Below are 17859 nucleotides of genomic sequence, written 5' to 3'. Positions count from 1 at the left end.
ACACATGCCACTCGGTTTACACGGACGGGCAAACCTCCTTGGCCGGATGAGGACAGGGCGAATCCCTCTGTTTCGCTGCGAAGACATGTCGGACACCTGTTCAATGTGCCCCATGAAGCACGAAGGGCGCCCTCAGCCCTGGAAGGACCGCCTCTCCGAGGCCGCCCGCCGCGCGTGGGCCAAGCACGACTTCGACTCCGACGGCTGGCTCCCCCTCTACCGCCACATGGCCGACAGCGCCGCCGTCGCCGCCAAGCTCTGGGACGAGTGGCTCCCCGCGCAGATCCGCGACCACGTCAGCCACGCACTCCCCAAGGGCGAGGACGACGCCCGCACCCTCGCCGTCTGGCTCGCCGCCACCCACGACATCGGCAAGGCCACCCCCGCCTTCGCCTGCCAGGTCGAACACCTCGCGGACGACATGCGCCGCGAGGGCCTGGAGATGCCCCTCCAGAAGCAGATGGCCAACCGCGAACTCGCCCCACACGGCCTCGCCGGACAGCTCATCCTCCGGGACTGGCTCGTCGCGAACCACGGCTGGAAAGCCCGCGACACCCACCAGCTCACCGTCGTCGCCGGCGGCCACCACGGGGTCCCGCCCGGCTACTCGGCCATCGCCGAGCTCGACCGGCACCCCCAGCTCCTCCGCACCCCCGGCCATGAGCACGCCTGGGCCTCCGTCCAGGCCGAACTCCTCGACACCGCCGCCCGCGTCACCGGAGCGACCGAACGCCTCTCCGACTGGAACTCCCTCAAGCTCCCGCAGACCGTGCAGGTACTGCTCACCGCCCTGGTCATCGTCGCGGACTGGATCGCCAGCAACCCGGAACTGTTCCCCCTCTTCCCGGGAGCGGGCGGACGCAGCACCGACCCCGAGCGCACCCGCGAGGCCTGGCACCTCCTCGGCCTCCCCCGGCAGTGGAAGGCCGAGGAACCCGGCGGCACCGCGGCGGAACTCTTCGCGGAACGCTTCGCCCTGCCCGAGGGCGCGACCGTCCGCCCCGTCCAGGAACAGGCGGTCGAGGCCGCGCGGCGGATGTCCGGCCCCGGCCTGATGATCGTCGAGGCCCCCATGGGCGAGGGCAAGACCGAGGCGGCCCTGGCCGTGGCCGAGATCTTCGCGGCCCGGTCCGGCGCGGGCGGCTGCTTCGTCGCCCTCCCCACCATGGCCACCAGCAACGCCATGTTCGGGCGCTACCTCACCTGGCTCGACCGCCTCCCCGGAATGCCGGAGGAGGCCGCCTCCGTGTTCCTCGCCCACTCCAAGGCACACCTGAACGAGGAGTTCACGCAGCTCATGGGCGGCGGACACCGCCTCGCCGACGACACCGACCGCGACGCCGGGGACAGCGGGACCGGCACGGGCCGCGCGCCCCGCACCCCCGCCGCCCTCACCGCCCACCGCTGGCTCCGGGGCCGCAAGAAGGGCATGCTCTCCTCCTTCGCCGTCGGCACGGTCGACCAGCTCCTCTTCACCGGCCTCAAGAGCAAGCACCTGGCCCTGCGCCACCTGGCCATGGCGGGCAAGGTGGTCGTCATCGACGAGGCCCACGCCTACGACACCTACATGAACGCCTACCTCGACCGCGCCCTGTCCTGGCTGGGCAGGTACAGCGTTCCCGTCGTCGTCCTCTCCGCGACCCTGCCCGCCCGGCGCAGGCGCGAGCTGGCCGAGGCCTACACCGGCGCCTCGGGGGAGGGGTACGAGGAGATCGGGAAGGCCCGCGCCTACCCCCTCATCACCACGGCCGAGACCGGCGCCGCGCCCCGCCTGCACACCCCCGCCGCCTCCGGCCGTGCCACCGACGTGGTCGTGGAACCCCTGTCCGACGACCTCGACGCGCTCGCCGCACGCCTGGAGCACGCCCTGGCCGACGGCGGCTGCGCCCTGGTCGTGCGCAACACCGTCGCGCGCGTCCACGAGGCCGCCACGCACCTGCGCGCCCGCTTCGGCGCCGACACGGTCACCGTCACGCACTCGCGCTTCCTCGCCCTGGACCGCGCCGCCAACGACGACGCCCTGGTGGCCGACTACGGGCCGCCCTCCAAGGTCGCCGAACTCGGCGGAGAGCGCCCCACCCGCCACATCGTGGTCGCCAGCCAGGTCGTGGAGCAGTCCCTGGACGTGGACTTCGACCTCCTGGTCGCCGACCTGGCCCCCGTCGACCTCCTGCTCCAGCGCATGGGACGCCTGCACCGCCACCCGCGCGGCCGGGACCAGTCCGACCGGCCCGAGCGCGTGCGCCGGGCCCGCTGCCTGGTCACCGGCGTGGACTGGGACGAGGTGCCGCCCGCACCCGTGCGGGGTTCGCGGACGGTCTACGGGCAGTACCCCCTGCTCCGCTCCCTGGCCGTGCTCCGCACCCGCCTGGAGTCCGGTGCCGCGGACGGGGACGCCGCCCGCACGGTCCGCCTCCCCGAGGACATCAGCCCTCTCGTCCAGGACGCCTACGGCGACCAGGACCCCGCCCCCGACACCTGGCACGAGGCGATGGCCGAGGCCCTCGCCGCATACGAGACCGAACAGGCGCGCAAGGGCGAGAAGGCCGAGACCTTCCTGCTCAAACCGGCCGCCCGGGACGGCCGCGCGCTCATCGGCTGGGTCGAGGCCGGGGTCGGTGAGGCTGACGAAACCCAGGCCGGCAAGGCCCAGGTCCGCGATACCCGCGACAGCCTGGAGGTCCTGGTCGCCCGCCGCGCCGCCGACGGCACCGTGACCACCGTTCCCTGGCTGGCAGACGGGCGCGGCGGACTGGACCTGCCCACCGGCACCGCGCCGCCGCCCGCCTCCGCGCGGGCCCTGGCGGCCTCCGCGCTCCGGCTGCCCTACCAGTTCACCTTCCCCAAGGAACTGGACCGGGCCATCACCGAACTCGAAACCGATCTCGTCCTCGCCTGGCAGACCAAGGACGCCCACTGGATCGCCGAGGAGCTCATCCTCTTCCTGGACGAGGACGACCGCGCCGAACTCGCCGGATTCCGACTGCACTACACCCCGACCGACGGACTGGAGGTCCACCGTGCCGACTGACGCCTCCGGGCCAACGCCACCCCCACCGCGACCCGCGCCCCCACCGGCGCACCCGCCCTCCTTCGACCTGACCAGTCGGCCCTGGGTCCCCGTCCAGCGGCTCGACGGGACGGAGGCCGAGCTCTCCCTCACCGAGGTCTTCGAGCAGGCCGCGCAGATCCGGCGTCTGGTCGGCGATGTGCCCACCCAGGACTTCGCCCTCCTGCGGCTGCTCCTGGCGATCCTGCACGACGCGATCGACGGCCCGGAGGACATTGAGGACTGGGCGGATCTGTGGGACGAGGGCCGGGGAGAACTCCCCGCGGACCGCGTCCGCGACTACCTCGGCGAACACCGCGACCGCCTCGACCTGCTGCACCCGACCGCCCCCTTCCTCCAGGTCGCGGACCTGCGCACGGCCAAGGGCGAGTACTCCTCCCTCGACCCGATCGTGGCCGACGTCCCCAACAACGCGCGCTTCTTCACCATGCGCGCGCACGGGGCCGAACGCCTGGGCTTCGCCGAGGCCGCCCGCTGGCTCCTGCACGCCCACGCCTACGACACCTCCGGGATCAAGTCCGGAGTGGTCGGCGACCCCCGGGTCAAGGGCGGCAAGGTCTACCCGCAGGGGGTGGGGTGGTCCGGGAACCTCGGCGGGATCCACGTGGAGGGCGACGACCTGCGCACGACCCTCCTGCTCAACCTGCTGCCCCGTGACACCGACAACCTGCGTTCGCGCCCCGACGACCGCCCGGCCTGGCGCCGGGCCCCGGCCACCGCCGAGGCCCTCGGGGGAGCGGAGGCCCAGACCCGCCCCCACGGCCTGCGCGACCTCTACACCTGGCAGAGCCGCCGGGTCCGCCTGCACCACGACGGTGAAGCGGTCCACGGCGTCCTGCTCGCCTACGGTGACCCGCTCACCCCGCGCAACAAGCACGACCGGGAGCCCATGACCGCCTGGCGGCGCAGTCCCGCCCAGGAGAGGAAGCTCGGTGAGGAGCAGGTCTACCTGCCCCGGGACCACGACCCCGACCGCAGCGCCTGGCGCGGCCTCGCCGCCCTGGTCACCGGCCGAGTCCGGGGCGCCGAACAGCGCCGTGAGGCCGCGAAGATCGTGCGCCCCCGGGTGCTGGACTGGATCGCGCGCCTGACCGTGGAGGAGCACCTGGACAAGGACTTCCTCGTCCGCGCACGCCTGGTCGGCGCCGTCTACGGCACCCAGCAGTCCGTCATCGACGAGATCGTGGACGACACCGTCGCCATGCCCGTGGTCCTGCTGCACGAGCAGGACAGCACCCTCGGCCAGACCGCGGTCGACGCGGTCAACGACGCCGAGGAGGCGGTCATGGTCCTCGGGGACCTGGCCACCGCCCTGGCCGAGGCGGCGGGTGCGGAGACCGAGGCCCCCCGGGCCACCGCCCGCGACCGCGGGTTCGCGGAGCTGGACGAGCCCTTCCGCAAGTGGCTGCGCGACCTGCGCCCCTCAGAGGACCCCCTCTACCCGGCCGAACAGCACCGCGCCTGGCAGCTCACGGCACACCGGAACGTGTCCCGGCTCGGCGCCGAACTCATGGACACGGCAGGGGAGGCCGCCTGGGCGGGCCGGGTCGTGGCCACCAAGAACGGCTCGGCCTGGCTCACCGCCTCCAGGGCCGACCTGCGCTTCCGCTCCGCCCTGCGCAGGGCGCTCCCCCTGACCAACACCGACCACTCCACGGAGGAAGAGCAGTGACCACCACGAGCACCGCCGAGTTCGTGCCCGAACTCAAGGACGTCGGTGCGCTGGTCGACGAACGTGTCCGCCAGCTCCAGGGCGGCTACCTCAAGGACCTCCCCGACGCCGTCGCCACCCTGGCCAAGCTGCGCCGGGGCGCGGGCAAGCCCATCGAGGCCGTACCGGAGCTGGTGGGGCTGACGCTGGACCACCGCTTCTACGAGCGCTTCTCCGTCACAGACCCCCGCACCGAGGACGCCGAGGCCGCCGCGCACGAGGCGCTGACCCTCTACGCCCTGCACCAGCAGTCCAAGCGCGAGAGGGGCATGCACCGGCGCGGACGCGACCTCGGCGGGGCCGTCCGCCGACTCATGCCCTCCGGGGACATCGACGAGCCGCTGCGCAGGAGGTTCGTGCAGGCGGGGAGCGCCGTGCACCACGCCACCCGCCTCGACCGACTCCGGGGAATCGTCCAGCTCCTGCGCGCCGAGGACGTTCCGCTCGACTACGGCCTCCTCGCCGACCAGCTCCACGACGCCCGCACCCGGCCTGGGGCCGAACGCGTGCGCCGGGCCTGGGGGCGCGGCTTCCAGGCCTACCGTCCGCAGGAGTCCGGTGGGACGGACAGCGCCGCCGACGCCGGTTCGGACGGCTCGCAGACCGAAACCGGTACCGAGGACTGACCGCGCGCACCATCGCACCGCCGCGTCGCCGCCGTCGAGGCTCCTTCCAAGCACCTCTCACCCGTAGTTTCTCCGCCTCCCGACCCGCCCGTCCCCGTGCCTGTCATGGACGGGGCACCGAACCAGACGAGGAACACCATGAGCCGCACCATTCTCGACGTGCACGTGTTGCAGACCGTGCCTCCCAGCAACCTCAACCGCGACGACACCGGCGCCCCCAAGACCGCCGTCTACGGCGGGGTCAAGCGGTCTCGGGTCTCCAGCCAGGCCTGGAAGCGCGCCACCCGCCTGGCCTTCGACGCTCTGCTCGACCCCCAGGAACTGGGCACCCGCACCAAACGCGTCGCTGAACTGGTCGCTTCCCGCATCCGTGACCTGGACTCCTCCATCGAGGAGGCCGAGGCGCTGACCCTGGCCGCCGAGACCGTCCAGGTCGCCACCGGCTCCAAGATCGAGGTGCCCAAGCGCAAGGCCGACGCCGCCAAGAAGAAGGGTGAGCAGGAACCCGCCCCCGAGTCCGCCTACCTGATGTTCCTCAGCGCCCGCCAGCGCGACGGCCTCGCCGCACTCGCCGTGGAGGGCCGCGAGGACATCAAGGCCTTCCTCAAGGACAAGGACAACAAGGCCCGGGCCAAGGCGGTCGCCGACACCCGCCACTCGGTGGACATCGCCCTGTTCGGCCGCATGGTCGCCGACGGCGCCGACGTCAACGTGGACGCCGCCGCCCAGGTCGCGCACGCCCTCAGCGTGCACGCCGTGGAGAACGAGTCCGACTACTACACGGCCGTGGACGACCGGAACCCCGAGGAGGAGACCGGCGCGGGCATGATCGGCACCGTCGAGTTCAACTCCGCCACCCTGTACCGCTACGCCGCCGTGGACGTGGACCTGCTGCGGAAGAACCTGGGGGAGGGGCTGCGCGAGGACGAGCCGGTCACCGAACCGTTGCGCCGGGCCGTGGAGGCGTTCGTGCGCGGGTTTGTGGAGTCGATGCCCACCGGCAAGGTCAACACCTTCGGCAACCACACCCTGCCCGACGCGGTCGTCGTCAAGCTGCGCAGCGCGCGCCCGATCAGCTTCGTGGGGGCCTTCGAGGAGCCGGTGGAGGCGGGTGCGGGACACGTCGCCCAGGCCAGCGCGCGCCTGGCCGAGTACGTGCCGCAGGTGGAGCGGGCGTTCGGGGCGGCCGACGACGTCGACACCTGGGTGGTGCGGGTGGGGGAGCGCACCGCCAAGCTCTCCGGCCTGGGCGACGAGGTCACCCTCCCCGAACTGGTCGAGCGGGTCGGCGCGGCCGTCGCCCAGCGCCAGGCGCCTCGGGCATGAGTGCGGTGAGCGTCCTGCCCCTGGTTCTGGCGGGCCCGCTCCAGGCCTGGGGCTCCGCCTCCCGGTTCGCCCGCCGGGGCACGGAGAACGCCCCCACCAAGAGCGGCGTGCTCGGGCTGCTCGCTGCCGCCCTGGGCCGGGACCGCACCGCCGACCTGTCCGACCTGGCGGCGCTGCGCTTCGGAGTGCGGGTGGACCAGCCGGGAATCCGCGTGCGCGACTACCAGACCGCCAAACACCTGGACACGGACACGTCCATGCCGGTGTCGGAGCGCTTCTACCTGTCCGACGCCGTGTTCGTCGCGGCGGTGGAGGGGGAGCGGGGCCTGGTCGCGGAGCTGTACCGGGCGGTTCGTAACCCCGTCTACCTGCCCTACCTCGGCAGGCGCTCGTGCCCGCCCTCGCGTCCCGTCGACCTGGGCGAACCCGTGGCGGGCACCGTCGAGGAGGCGTTGCGTGACCAGCCCTGGCAAGCGGCCCACTGGTACTGGCGGCGCACGGGAAGGCGCCGGGACGCGCAGATCCCACTGACCACGCTGGTGGACGCGGAGCCCGGGGACGGCCGGGCGGACTCGCTGCGCGACCTGCCGCTGAGCTTCGATCCGGTGCACCGCCGCTACGCCCTGCGCGCGGTGCGCACCGACTCGGTTGACGCGCCGAACCCGTTCGCGCGGCGCCAGCCGGTCCCCGACCACGACCCCATGGCCGCCCTGGGAGGAAGCTGATGTACCTCACCCGATTCCGGTTCAACACCCACCGTCCCGGAGCGAGGAGGCTGCTGTCCTCGCCCCAGGCCGTGCACGCGGCCGTGATGGGCTCCTACGCGAACCTGCTGCCCAGCGATACGGACGGCCCCCGGGTGCTGTGGCGGGTGGACCGCAACGCCCGAGCCGAGGTGTTCCTGTACGTGGTGGGCCCGAACCGGCCCGACCTGACCCACGTGGTGGAGCAGGCCGGGTGGCCGACCGATCCCGCGAACACGTGGCAGACGCACGAGTACACCGGGTTCCTGAAGAGGCTGGAGGCCGGACAGACGTGGGCGTTCCGGCTCACCGCGAACCCCGTGCACAGCATCCGCCGCAAGGACGGAGAGCCCACCAAGCTCACCGCGCACGTCACCCCGCGCCACCAGGCGGGGTGGCTGCTCCAGCGCCAGGAGCGGTGCGGCTTCGAGGTCGTTCGTAAGCCCGCCGAACAGCAGCTCCTTCCGGGGCAGGACGAGCACGAACTCGTCGTGCACGACCGCGACGCGCGCGGCTTCGACAAGGCGGATCCGCGTCCGGACCGGCGGGGCAAGCGGATGAAGGTGCCCGTGGTCACCGCGACCTTCGACGGCAGGCTGACGGTCACCGATCCCGACGCGCTGCGCCGCACGCTGTGCGCCGGACTGGGCAGGGCCAAGGCCTACGGCTGCGGGCTGATGACCCTGGCGCCGGTGGGCTGAGCCGTGGGGACCGTGGGAAAGCGCAGGACCTCGGGGCCGCGCGAGCTGACGAGGGTGGGCGACCGGCTGTCGTTCCTGTACCTGGAGCGGTGCATCGTGCACCGCGACTCCAACGCCATCACCGCCGAGGACGGGGACGGGACGCGCTATCTGCCGTCCGCGACCATCGGCACGCTGCTGCTGGGGCCGGGGACGAACGTGACCCACTCGGCGATGAGCCTGCTCGGCGAGTGCGGGGCGACAGTGGTGTGGGTGGGGGAGCACGGGGTGCGCTACTACGCGGCCGGGCGCGCGCTGACGCGGTCCTCCCGGTTGGTGGAGGCGCAGGCGACGGCGTGGGCGAACCGGCGGAGCAGGCTCGACGTGGCGCGGGCGATGTACCGGATGCGCTTCCCGGACCTGGACGTGGAGGCGCTGAGCCGTCAGGCGCTGCTGGGCAAGGAGGGCGACCGGGTCAAGGCGTGCTACCGGGAGCAGGCGGCGCGGACCGGTGCCACCTGGCGCGGGCGGCGGTACGTGCCGGGCGACCACGACGTCTCGGACCCGCCGAACAAGGCGATCACCGCGGCGGCGCAGTGCTTCTACGGGGTCGCGCACGCGGTGACGGCCGCGCTCGGGTGCAGTCCGGGGCTGGGGTTCGTGCACTCGGGGCACGAGCGCGGGTTCGTGATGGACGTGGCCGATCTGTACAAGGTGGAGATCGGGATCCCCGTGGCCTTCGACGCGGCGGCGCAGGGGGACGAGGACGTGGACGGGGTGACGCGCAGGCTGCTGCGGGACCGGATCAACGAGGAGGGGCTGCTGGAGAGGTGCGTGCGCGACATCAAGGCGCTGCTGCTCGGTGATGGGTCGGTTGGGGCTCAGAGCGAGGCCGAGGGTGCGGGCGACGACGTGGCGGACACGGTCGGCCTGGTGGGCGACCGGGGTGAGCTGCTGGAGTCGGGTTACAGCTATGCCGACGAGGTGGTCTGGTGACGGTCGTCGTGCTCACGAACTGTCCGGCCGGGCTGCGCGGGTTCCTGACCCGGTGGCTCATGGAGATCTCTGCGGGGGTGTTCATCGGCAACCCGTCGCGCCGGATCCGGGAGGCGCTGTGGGCGGAGGTGAAGGAGTACGTGGGGAACGGGAGGGCGTTGCTGGCGTACAGCGATGACTCCGAGCAGGGGTTCACCTTTCAGACCTTCGAGCACCACTGGGAGCCGGTGGACCACGAGGGGCTGACTCTGATGCACCGCCCCAAGAAGGTGGTGGAGGAGAACAGAAGGCCTCCGAAGAGCGGGTGGAGCAAGGCGTCGAAGAGGCGGCGCTTTGGTGATTTGTGGTGCGCGTGTCCGTCTCTGAAGAAGTTGGAAAAACGACTGCTTGCCACTGGTAAGTTCGCAGGTCATTGACCGTGCTCCCCGCGCACGCGGGGATGGTCCCGATTTGGCGTTTCTTGAATTCGCCGCCGGACAGTGCTCCCCGCGCACGCGGGGATGGTCCCTGAAAGGAAGTAGTGCCGTGATTCAGATTAGCGTGCTCCCCGCGCACGCGGGGATGGTCCAGATCCTTGGACCCGGACCGGTACACGGGGGTGGTGCTCCCCGCGCACGCGGGGATGGTCCCGCCTCGTAGCGCAGCTGCGGGGCCACGTTGGTGTGCTCCCCGCGCACGCGGGGATGGTCCCGCCTCGGCGCTCAGGACCCGATAGATGGTCCCGTGCTCCCCGCGCACGCGGGGATGGTCCCCCGGCCGCGTCCAGGTCGGCGCGGGCGGCGGTGTGCTCCCCGCGCACGCGGGGATGGTCCCACCCCGCCCGCCATGCCCGTCACCCAAACCTTGTGCTCCCCGCGCACGCGGGGATGGTCCCCAGATCGGGGTGCCGAACGACCGCCTGTGGATGTGCTCCCCGCGCACGCGGGGATGGTCCCTGGTTCGGGGAGTTCCCCGGCCACGCGCTCGCGTGCTCCCCGCGCACGCGGGGATGGTCCCTCCGGCTCGACCGTGGCCGCCACCACACCCTCGTGCTCCCCGCGCACGCGGGGATGGTCCCGGCCTCTAGGTTCGCTTCTAAGCCGTGTTTCAGGTAGCGGGTGAGTCCTGGACGGACAGTTCTATGGACAGTTCCATGCAGCGTTGGCGGGCCGGGGAGAAGTCGTAGGGCATCTTGCCGACGGCTTCGAACGCGCTCATGGAGCCTGCCTCCCGCCTGCCGGGGATGAAGTTGCCCTCGTCATCGGTGGGAGGGGGGTGCAAAATGTCCCAGGCGTCGAAGAGGGCCTCGTCCTCCTTCTCCAGGCCGGACTCCTCGATGACGGCCTGCAGGGCGTTTTCGAAGGCGTGCCGTTCGGCGGCCACGTGAGCCACCCGTGGATCATCGACGGCGACACTGTCGTCGAGTGCCTCCTCGGCGCCATCGAGGCGGTCGGAGTCCTCCCGCAGGGTGGGATGCGTGGCCAGGGCGATGAAGCGGGTGGCCTGGACGGCCGCGCCGAGCGGGCCGAAGATCCGCTCAGTGACCAGCAGAGTGTCCAGGTCCGCCTGACGCAGGGAGCCCTCGGGCAGGCTCTTGAGACGGCCGGTGACGAAGTCGGAGAGCAGGCCCATCCGGCTGCCTTCGGTGCGCATCCGCTGCACGGCGGTCCGTTGCCGCCCCAGTTCTGTCTCCTGCTCGGCGAGGGTTTCCTCCAACCGCTCCAGGACGCCCGCGATACCGTCTGCGCTGTCGGCGCCGGCGGAAGCCGTGCCGGTGGTGAAGGCGTCACGGATGTCGTTCAGGGCGATCCCGGCGTCGGCCATCCTGAGAACCCACAGCAGGCGGATCATGTCCTCGTACCCGTAGCGGCGACGGCCATCGCCGCCCCGCTCAGGCTCGGGGAGCAGCCCGATCTCGTGGTAATGACGGATCGCCCGTGGCGTGGTGCCGGCGAAGGCCGCCGCGTCACCGATCTTGACCTGGCGGGGTGGCATGAAGGACGAATACACGAGCAGGGACCTTTCCTCAAGGGATCGGGACGTAGGTCCACCGAACCACATGCCGCTACGGAAGGTGCAACCCCATACACACCGCCCCGCGCCAATGCCAGGAAACGCGCCCTTCCTCCGTCATGACCGCAGGGCCGTCGTTTCCTGCTGGGGCATCCGCACACCGATCGCGTCCAGGCCGCTGTCGGGCGGCAGGCGTCGCACGAGCTTGTCCCTCTCCGCGGGGCTCTGCCGGTCGCTCAAGGCGTCCTGGATTCGCTCAAGGGGCTGTGCCATTACGCTGACCTTCCTGTCGTCGTCGAATCGGTGTGTTCCGGTGAGTGGTCCCCGCGTTCTCGGGTGAGCACTCCGCTCTGTGCGACGGCCGTGCCGACCGGGGAGACGAAGCATGTCCAGGCGTTCCCCGCACAGCCGGTCGTGCGCCAGAGGGTGGGTCAGCGTGCCCTGCGATAGCTCGCGATCGCATGGCTGCCCGCTGCGATCCCGGCGAAGAGCACCGCCCCGATGGGCCACACAACCCATGAGTCGTCCCAGGCGTTGCCGATGAGGCTCCAGGCGAGGTAGATCGCGGCGAGGAACGGCCAGTAGAACACCGCGATCACGCCGACGACGCTGCGCTCTCCGCCGCTGCCGCGGGTGAGTTGCCCGGCGACGGTGTGCGCCCAGGTCTGGGGCAGTAGTATCCCGAGTCCGGCCGCGACGATGGCGAGTACGACCACGACACCGATGACGGTCCAGACGTCGCCCTGGGGTGAGCTGTCCGTGAAGAGCGCGACGGCGATGAGTGGCAGGGGGGCCAGGATCCAGAGTGCGATCGCGACCCGCAGGGCGCGGGTGCGCCCGCGGTTGTTCCGTCCGGCCAGCGCCTCGGCCCAGCGGGTGACTTCGGGGTTGACGGAGAAGTGGTCCTCCGTGATGCGTCTGTGGGGTGCCGTCTCGCGCGAGGCGGTGACCAGCAGCATCACCCCGACAGCGACCAGCACGAGCAGCGCCAGGATTCCGATGAACATCCCGGTGGCGTTGCCAAGGGCGAGCACGCCGGACTCCGCGGCGACCGGAAACGCGATCAATGCTGCGGGTGAGAGTACGAAGAGCATGACCGCTGCGCTGGCATGGAAGCGGGTACGGCGCTGCGCGTCGGCGTAGTCCTGGGCTTCCGCGAGGGTCACGGGCGGGTACCGAGGGGGCGCGGGGGCCGTTCCGGCGTCAGCGGCGGCGGACGCGGAAGCGGCGGCCGGTGCCGGGGCGATGTCGGAGGTGATACCGAGGACCGGCGCGATCTCTTCGAGGCTGCCGAAGTCGCGGATGACGCGCCCGACCGCCTCGTTCTCGGTGTGGCCCTCGGCGACGAGGGTCGTGTAGGCGTCCTCCATCATGCCTTGCAGTTCGGCCTTGGCCTCGAGCAGGCGCGGAGTCTGCGGGTAGGTGCTGAACATCATGTCCAGATAGGAGGTGACGACGTTCACGGGGCGTCTCCTTCGCTGGCTATGTCGATGAATCTGTCGACGACGGACTTCGTGCTGTGCCACTCCTCGATCTTGGCGTCGAGGTGGGCGAGGCCCATATCTGTGATGCGGTAGTAGGTGCGCGCTTTGCCGGAGGGCGCGATGTCGGCGGATGAACTGACATGGCCGCTGGATTCGAGCCGTTTCACCGCCGAGTAGAGGGTGGTCTGCTTGATGGCGTAGTCGCCGCCACTGATCGCGGTGATGCGCTGCGCGAGCTTGTAGGCGTAGGACGGGCCGTGGCGCAGCAGGGAGAGCACCATGAGGTCGACGTAGCCGCGGATGGCGTCGGCGCTGATCATGAGAACGCTCCTGTTCATCCTTGGCTCTTTAGTGTCTCAAACGTACTATGTCTGCCGTAGTACGACAAGCCCTCGACCGGGCTGCCGGTGCGTCGGGATCGCCTCCCGCCACCCGCCAGGAGTCCGCCGAGCGGTACCCGCGCTGGCAAGGATCCGGACGTGGTGACGGGGGGCGGTTCTGGTGGAGGCCGGTGATCGAGTAGTCAGTATTCGCCTCTGTCCGCCGCATGTAGTCACTCTGCGTGGTCCTCAGGGGCGTAGTGGGACCACGGGCTTCCCGCCTCGGTGGCCAGCGCGGTGATGTGTTCGGGGTGGTAGCCGAGCATCCGAGCGATGACCGGTGACGGGGCCTGGAGAACGAACTGGCGGATGGCGGCGGTGCGGCCGCGGAAGGTCGGGAGCTCGTTCTTGCGCATCCGGCCAGCGAGCGTGCTGGTGTCCATCGGCCGTCCTGCTCGGCGTCCGGGGAAGAGCCGGCGTGCTCCGGAGTCGGTCGCTGTGGTCAGGTTCGGTCGTCGGACGGCGAAGGTCCGTAACAGCTCGGCGAACGGTTCGGGGATCGGGGTCGGCGGGTCGCCGAACCGGATGTTGAGCCGCCCGTCCTCCTCGACCAGGTCGTCCAGGGTCAGCTGGCAAATCCGGCTGAGCGGTGGGGCGAACAGCAGCGCCAGCACCACGACCACCCGGACCAGCAGGTCCAGATCCTCGTCCTCGGCCGCCCGGCGCAGCAGGGTCACGCGCCTGTTCTGACTGATGGGTGCCGGGTTCGCGGTGTCGCGGTGCGGGAGCTTCAAACATGGCATCAGGTGCGGGGCCATGGCCCAGCTCAGGAACTTCTGGGCGGGGCGGCGGGCGAGGAACGCCTCGGCGTGCCAGGCGTCCAGGTGGGCCTGCGTGCAGAAGGCGAGGCCGGTGTCGTGCTCATCGATCCGGTCCAGGAACTCCTTGGCCTTGCGGGAGCATGCGCCGGGCGTTGCGGTCCCGGCTGGCGCTCACTCCTGTGCGGTTGGCGGCGGTCCTGAGGGAGCGCAGGATGCCCCAGGAGGCGAAGCGCTCCAACAGCTCCCGGTGCCTGGTCGTTGATGGCGGCGAGCCACTGCTCCAGCCAGAGCTCGAAGAAGACCAGGTGCCGGTCGCGGCGGGGCAGGACGCCGTGGTGCATGAGCAGGTCGCGCAGATAGGCCACCGAGCGCGGGGGGGAGAGCCGGTTCAGCCCCTCATGGGTGAGGGGGGCCTCGCCCCGGGCAAGCAGGCGTAGAAGCCGCTGAACGTGTTCCCTGCCTGTCCAGGTGAACAGGGTGCGGGGGCGTTCGGCCTGGCGCAGCCCGTCATAGAGGAGCGCCAGGTCGGGCCGAGTGGTCCCGGTGCCGTCGTCGAGGAGGTCGTCGAGCCGTTCGGTCAGCACACATCGCGAGCAGGTGCCCTTGCGTTGGATCCAGCCCTCTTGCCCGCAGATGTAGCAGCCCGGGATGCCTGCGGAGTCGGTGCAGAGCCGCCCTTCGCCATCGGCTGTGATGCCGGAGACCATTCGTTCAGTCCTACAGCAGGCGCAGGTGCCGTAGGTCTCCAGGGCCCAGGTTCGGCAGGTCACGCAGATCGGCCCCTCGGGCCAGGTCACGGGGCTCCAGCGCAGGACGCGCCCGCAGCGGGTGCAGGGCGGGAAGTCCGGTGCGGTCACGACTCGGGAAGGATGCGGGCGCGCTTGGGCCGGATGGGCGCCATCTCGGTCACGTTCGCGTTCGTCTCACCGGTGGCGGTGCGCCGGGGCGCGGCGTTCTCGGTGCGGGTGCTCCCCGCGCACGCGGGGATGGTCCCGTGCGGCGGCCGTTCGGGCTGAGTCCCGGGTTAAGGGATCGGACCCGGCTGCGGGCCGGGGCTGGCGGGCTGCGGCGCGCCGAAGGTCTGCATCCGCTCCCGGACCAGCCGGGTGCGGTGTGAGGCGCGCCGGACCCCGGTGACGATGAGGACGACCACTCCGGCGATGAAGCTCAACGGGCCGAGGACGACCAGGATCAGGACACCGGTAACGAGCTTGGCCTCGGAGGACGCGGTCTGTTCGAGCGTGCCGATCCCGTAGGTGCCCGAGTGGATGTCGTCGCAGCGAAGGACGTACTCACCGGGTTCGGGTGTGGACAGCTCGGCGGTGAGCCGCCAGCTGTCGTAGGCCGTGCCGCTGTAGGAGTGCGGCGCCGTGTCCAGGTTGTCGTTCCCGGATCCGGGCCCCGCGGGTGTGTCGAGTTCGCAGGCGAAACGGTTGGCGTCGCCCTCGACGTACAGCCCCCAGTGGCCCTCCTGCCCCTCCTCGACCTGGAAGGTGGCGCTGCTACCGCCCTCGAACTCGGCGATGAACTCGGGCTCCGCGGTCGCGGAGAGGAGAAGACCGAGGAAGACGAGGAAGGAGGCCAGCGCGCCAATCGGGATGGTGAGCCCGCCGATCCAGTACCAGCGTGCGCGGGGACGCAGTTCCTTCCCGTCGATGGCGGGCACGGGCGGGGGCGGGACCTGCGGGTACTGGAACTGGGCCTGAGGATACGGAGCTTGCGGGTACGGGTCCTGGGGGTACACGGGGGCCTGCGTGTCGGGGGTCTGGGGGTACGGATACGGGGCGCCGGGGACGGGCTGAGGAGCCTGGTTCGCCTGTGCGGAGGGATCGTTCCGGGCGGGCTCGTGTGGCGGGGGAGAGGGAAGTGGCATGGCTGACATTTTGTCAGTCGTACGTAGCTGCCGGTGACAGGATTCCAGCTCCAGCGCTGGGACGTTCAGGCGGGTTCCGGGTTGGTGGAGGCGTTCCTGGCCCACACCAGAATCCGACCACGAACCCAGTGATTAAACCTCAGCGGGTTGTCGCCTTGTCAGTGGTAGATGAGGGGCTCAAGTCCCCTCGCTGGCTCTCACATGGTCTGACCTGGGTGAACTCGTGAAACACGGACAGCCGCACGCGGCTGGAGAGCTTGACGAGGTATCGCCTATGGCTACCGGACGCATCCGCCGAGGCCCGCGCAACCTGGCCGCGGGCCCCCTGAGGACCCACGTCGACTCCCTCGTGCTCCACCTGCGCCCCAAAGAAAGGAGCGACGACACCGTCACGATGTACGCCGATGCCGTGCGCTGGTTCGCCGCCGAGCACCCGCTGACTGGCGGTCAGCCCACTGACATCGACATCCGCTTCGACGCCGACGCTGACAAGAGCGCTGACATGTTGCGCTTTGAGCCCGTGCGCGACGGGGAGCTCGTGGGTCGGGTGCACCTGCGGTCCTGGTTAGTGCGGCTTCGCACGGGCAGCGGCATTACGACCAGGTCATGGAGCGCTGCGCCTGAGGTCGGGCGTGGGGGTGCTGACAGTGATGGCTGGTGCTGCTGTCAGCGCTTCCGGCAGCGCTCTTTGGAGCTCTTGAGGAGTGAGATGTCAGTGCGGATCCCGTGTGTTCGTTGTGTGAGGATGGACTTGGACTGAGCAGGAGCCGAGTGGTCGGCGCGCCTTCAACGTAGATTGCGGCGAGATAACGGGCTGCGTTTTCGCAGGTCGTTAAGCGTGAGCCCCGCGCACGCGGGGATGGACCGGGGGTCGCCGCGCGCAAGCTCCGGGAGTCTCGGTGAGCCCCGCGCACGCGGGGATGGACCGGAAACGACGAGCGCCGAAACGTCGTCTATAAGTGAGCCCCGCGCACGCGGGGATGGACCGGTGCGCGTGGATTCGGACCGAGATCACACCTAGTGAGCCCCGCGCACGCGGGGATGGACCGCGTTCGGGTGCGGGCTCCTCATCGTCCGCTGGGTGAGCCCCGCGCACGCGGGGATGGACCGGTGTCGAGCAGGGCGGCAAGTTCGGTGGCGGGGTGAGCCCCGCGCACGCGGGGATGGACCGTCCGTGAGGTCGGCCTCCTCCTCCCCCTCACTGTGAGCCCCGCGCACGCGGGGATGGACCGGTCGGCATCTGCCTGATCATGGCCACCCAGGCCGTGAGCCCCGCGCACGCGGGGATGGACCGTCTCGATCTTGTGTCGTGAGTCACATGGGGGAGTGAGCCCCGCGCACGCGGGGATGGACCGTCGTTGTCCACCAGCCACCCGGCGATCCGGTCGTGAGCCCCGCGCACGCGGGGATGGACCGGCCCCTGGTCCGCCGGGATGACCCTGAACGAGGTGAGCCCCGCGCACGCGGGGATGGACCGGGGGTGGGCCCGTGTTCGCATGGCTCCGTCTGGTGAGCCCCGCGCACGCGGGGATGGACCGCGACCGCCAATAGCAGACCCTCGAACGCGGACGTGAGCCCCGCGCACGCGGGGATGGACCGGCGCGGGCGGCGGTGTCGGGGTCGCGCAGGTGGTGAGCCCCGCGCACGCGGGGATGGACCGGAGCGCGAGAGCTGCACGTCCGCGTCCGGGGCGTGAGCCCCGCGCACGCGGGGATGGACCGCAGGCAGAGACGGTCTCCGAAGCGCTCATCCGTGAGCCCCGCGCACGCGGGGATGGACCGAACCCATGGCGCCCTCCGAGGTTTCCGGTGGTGTGAGCCCCGCGCACGCGGAGGTGCATTGTTTCGAGAACGGCCATCTGGCTACGCGGCGCCAGCCAGGGTGAGAACGAGGTGCCCTTGTCAGCGCATCGCCCATGCGCCGCCCTCAGAAATTCGGTCATGGTTCGACAAGGTGGGTGCTGACAAGGCCTGCTGTCCCCGCTGTCAGCACTCCTACCAGCGCTGTCATCCCTGGCCAGAGCCTGTTGCCGGTGCTGTCAGCGGACAGCCGCCGAGAAGGGCCCGCCCGCCCCGCCCCCGCACCCGAACGCCTCGTGTCAGCTCCCTGCCAGCACCCCGCCCGCGTTCTGCTCGCCGACCGTGGGTCCTCCGCACGCCCTCCGTCAGCCCGGCTCCCTTTCGTGGACCGCGTCATCACCGACACGGCCCGCGAAGG

At 71.0% G+C, this 17859-nt stretch carries 15 protein-coding genes, 1 pseudogene and 2 CRISPR repeat arrays; of the genes and pseudogenes, 9 read left to right on the top strand and 7 right to left on the bottom strand.

Annotation, left to right across the window (positions count from 1 at the left end; genetic code table 11):
• Nucleotides 1-103 precede the first annotated feature (103 nt).
• The 8 genes and pseudogenes from cas3 to cas2e form a co-directional block, all read left to right on the top strand.
• Entirely contained in the window at nucleotides 104-3031 is a 2928-nt protein-coding gene (gene cas3, locus ACSIH6_RS04100; protein ID WP_435106721.1) for a CRISPR-associated helicase Cas3', read from the top strand.
• Nucleotides 3021-4742, top strand: a complete 1722-nt coding sequence (casA, locus tag ACSIH6_RS04095; RefSeq protein WP_435106719.1) for a type I-E CRISPR-associated protein Cse1/CasA — start codon at nucleotides 3021-3023, stop codon at nucleotides 4740-4742. Before cas3 ends, casA begins: the two co-directional genes overlap by 11 nt.
• Nucleotides 4739-5407, top strand: coding sequence for a type I-E CRISPR-associated protein Cse2/CasB (casB, locus tag ACSIH6_RS04090; RefSeq protein WP_435106717.1), 669 nt, complete (start codon nucleotides 4739-4741; stop codon nucleotides 5405-5407). The genes casA and casB overlap by 4 nt, the downstream gene beginning before the upstream one ends.
• Nucleotides 5408-5545: 138 nt before the next feature.
• On the top strand, nucleotides 5546-6733 hold the full coding sequence (cas7e, locus tag ACSIH6_RS04085) for a type I-E CRISPR-associated protein Cas7/Cse4/CasC (protein ID WP_435106715.1): 1188 nt from the start codon (nucleotides 5546-5548) through the stop codon (nucleotides 6731-6733).
• Nucleotides 6730-7458 (top strand): type I-E CRISPR-associated protein Cas5/CasD, encoded by a 729-nt coding sequence (gene cas5e, locus ACSIH6_RS04080; RefSeq protein ID WP_435106713.1) that lies wholly within the window; start codon nucleotides 6730-6732, stop codon nucleotides 7456-7458. The genes cas7e and cas5e overlap by 4 nt, the downstream gene beginning before the upstream one ends.
• Nucleotides 7458-8177: a type I-E CRISPR-associated protein Cas6/Cse3/CasE gene (gene cas6e / locus ACSIH6_RS04075; RefSeq protein WP_435106711.1), complete on the top strand. Its 720-nt coding sequence runs from the start codon at nucleotides 7458-7460 to the stop codon at nucleotides 8175-8177. The genes cas5e and cas6e overlap by 1 nt, the downstream gene beginning before the upstream one ends.
• Nucleotides 8178-8180: 3 nt before the next feature.
• Complete coding sequence (gene cas1e / locus ACSIH6_RS04070) at nucleotides 8181-9152, top strand: type I-E CRISPR-associated endonuclease Cas1e (protein ID WP_435106709.1); 972 nt, start codon at nucleotides 8181-8183, stop codon at nucleotides 9150-9152.
• A pseudogene (gene cas2e, locus ACSIH6_RS04065) lies at nucleotides 9149-9490 on the top strand (type I-E CRISPR-associated endoribonuclease Cas2e); the annotation flags it as partial. The gene cas1e and the pseudogene cas2e, both read left to right, overlap by 4 nt.
• 80 nt (nucleotides 9491-9570) lie before the next feature.
• Nucleotides 9571-10209: a CRISPR direct-repeat array (repeat unit 29 nt; unit sequence GTGCTCCCCGCGCACGCGGGGATGGTCCC).
• Between the two features lie 29 nt (nucleotides 10210-10238).
• Here the strand turns inward: cas2e and ACSIH6_RS04060 are convergent.
• The 6 genes from ACSIH6_RS04060 to ACSIH6_RS04035 all read right to left on the bottom strand — a co-directional run bounded on the left by ACSIH6_RS04060 (nucleotide 10239) and on the right by ACSIH6_RS04035 (nucleotide 14626).
• Entirely contained in the window at nucleotides 10239-11141 is a 903-nt protein-coding gene (locus ACSIH6_RS04060; protein ID WP_435106707.1) for a MerR family transcriptional regulator, read from the bottom strand.
• A gap of 120 nt (nucleotides 11142-11261) precedes the next feature.
• Nucleotides 11262-11417, bottom strand: a complete 156-nt coding sequence (locus ACSIH6_RS04055) for a hypothetical protein (RefSeq protein WP_435106705.1) — start codon at nucleotides 11415-11417, stop codon at nucleotides 11262-11264.
• A 158-nt stretch (nucleotides 11418-11575) separates the two neighbouring features.
• Nucleotides 11576-12607, bottom strand: a complete 1032-nt coding sequence (locus ACSIH6_RS04050) for a permease prefix domain 1-containing protein (RefSeq protein WP_435106703.1) — start codon at nucleotides 12605-12607, stop codon at nucleotides 11576-11578.
• Nucleotides 12604-12966 carry a PadR family transcriptional regulator gene (locus tag ACSIH6_RS04045; RefSeq protein ID WP_435106701.1) on the bottom strand — a complete coding sequence of 121 codons (363 nt, stop codon included), beginning with the start codon at nucleotides 12964-12966 and terminating at the stop codon, nucleotides 12604-12606. The genes ACSIH6_RS04050 and ACSIH6_RS04045 overlap by 4 nt, the downstream gene beginning before the upstream one ends.
• 215 nt (nucleotides 12967-13181) lie before the next feature.
• A complete protein-coding gene (locus ACSIH6_RS04040) occupies nucleotides 13182-13742 on the bottom strand; it encodes a hypothetical protein (RefSeq protein WP_435106699.1) in 561 nt (186 codons plus the stop codon).
• Between the two features lie 32 nt (nucleotides 13743-13774).
• Nucleotides 13775-14626, bottom strand: coding sequence for a hypothetical protein (locus tag ACSIH6_RS04035; protein ID WP_435106697.1), 852 nt, complete (start codon nucleotides 14624-14626; stop codon nucleotides 13775-13777).
• Between the two features lie 12 nt (nucleotides 14627-14638).
• Between ACSIH6_RS04035 and ACSIH6_RS04030 the strand changes: the two genes are divergently transcribed.
• A complete protein-coding gene (locus ACSIH6_RS04030) occupies nucleotides 14639-14785 on the top strand; it encodes a hypothetical protein (RefSeq protein ID WP_435106695.1) in 147 nt (48 codons plus the stop codon).
• An 8-nt stretch (nucleotides 14786-14793) separates the two neighbouring features.
• On the opposite strand, the gene ACSIH6_RS04025 is transcribed toward ACSIH6_RS04030, so the two are convergent.
• Nucleotides 14794-15513: a hypothetical protein gene (locus ACSIH6_RS04025; RefSeq protein WP_435106693.1), complete on the bottom strand. Its 720-nt coding sequence runs from the start codon at nucleotides 15511-15513 to the stop codon at nucleotides 14794-14796.
• A gap of 967 nt (nucleotides 15514-16480) precedes the next feature.
• Nucleotides 16481-17484: a CRISPR direct-repeat array (repeat unit 29 nt; unit sequence GTGAGCCCCGCGCACGCGGGGATGGACCG).
• Between the last annotated feature and the right edge of the window lie 375 nt (nucleotides 17485-17859).

The sequence above is a fragment of the Nocardiopsis synnemataformans genome (assembly GCF_965343085.1).
Taxonomy (GTDB): Bacteria; Actinomycetota; Actinomycetes; order Streptosporangiales; family Streptosporangiaceae; genus Nocardiopsis; species Nocardiopsis alborubida.
Note: the sequence above shows the minus strand (reverse complement) of the source record. Positions and strands in the feature narration are given on the sequence as shown.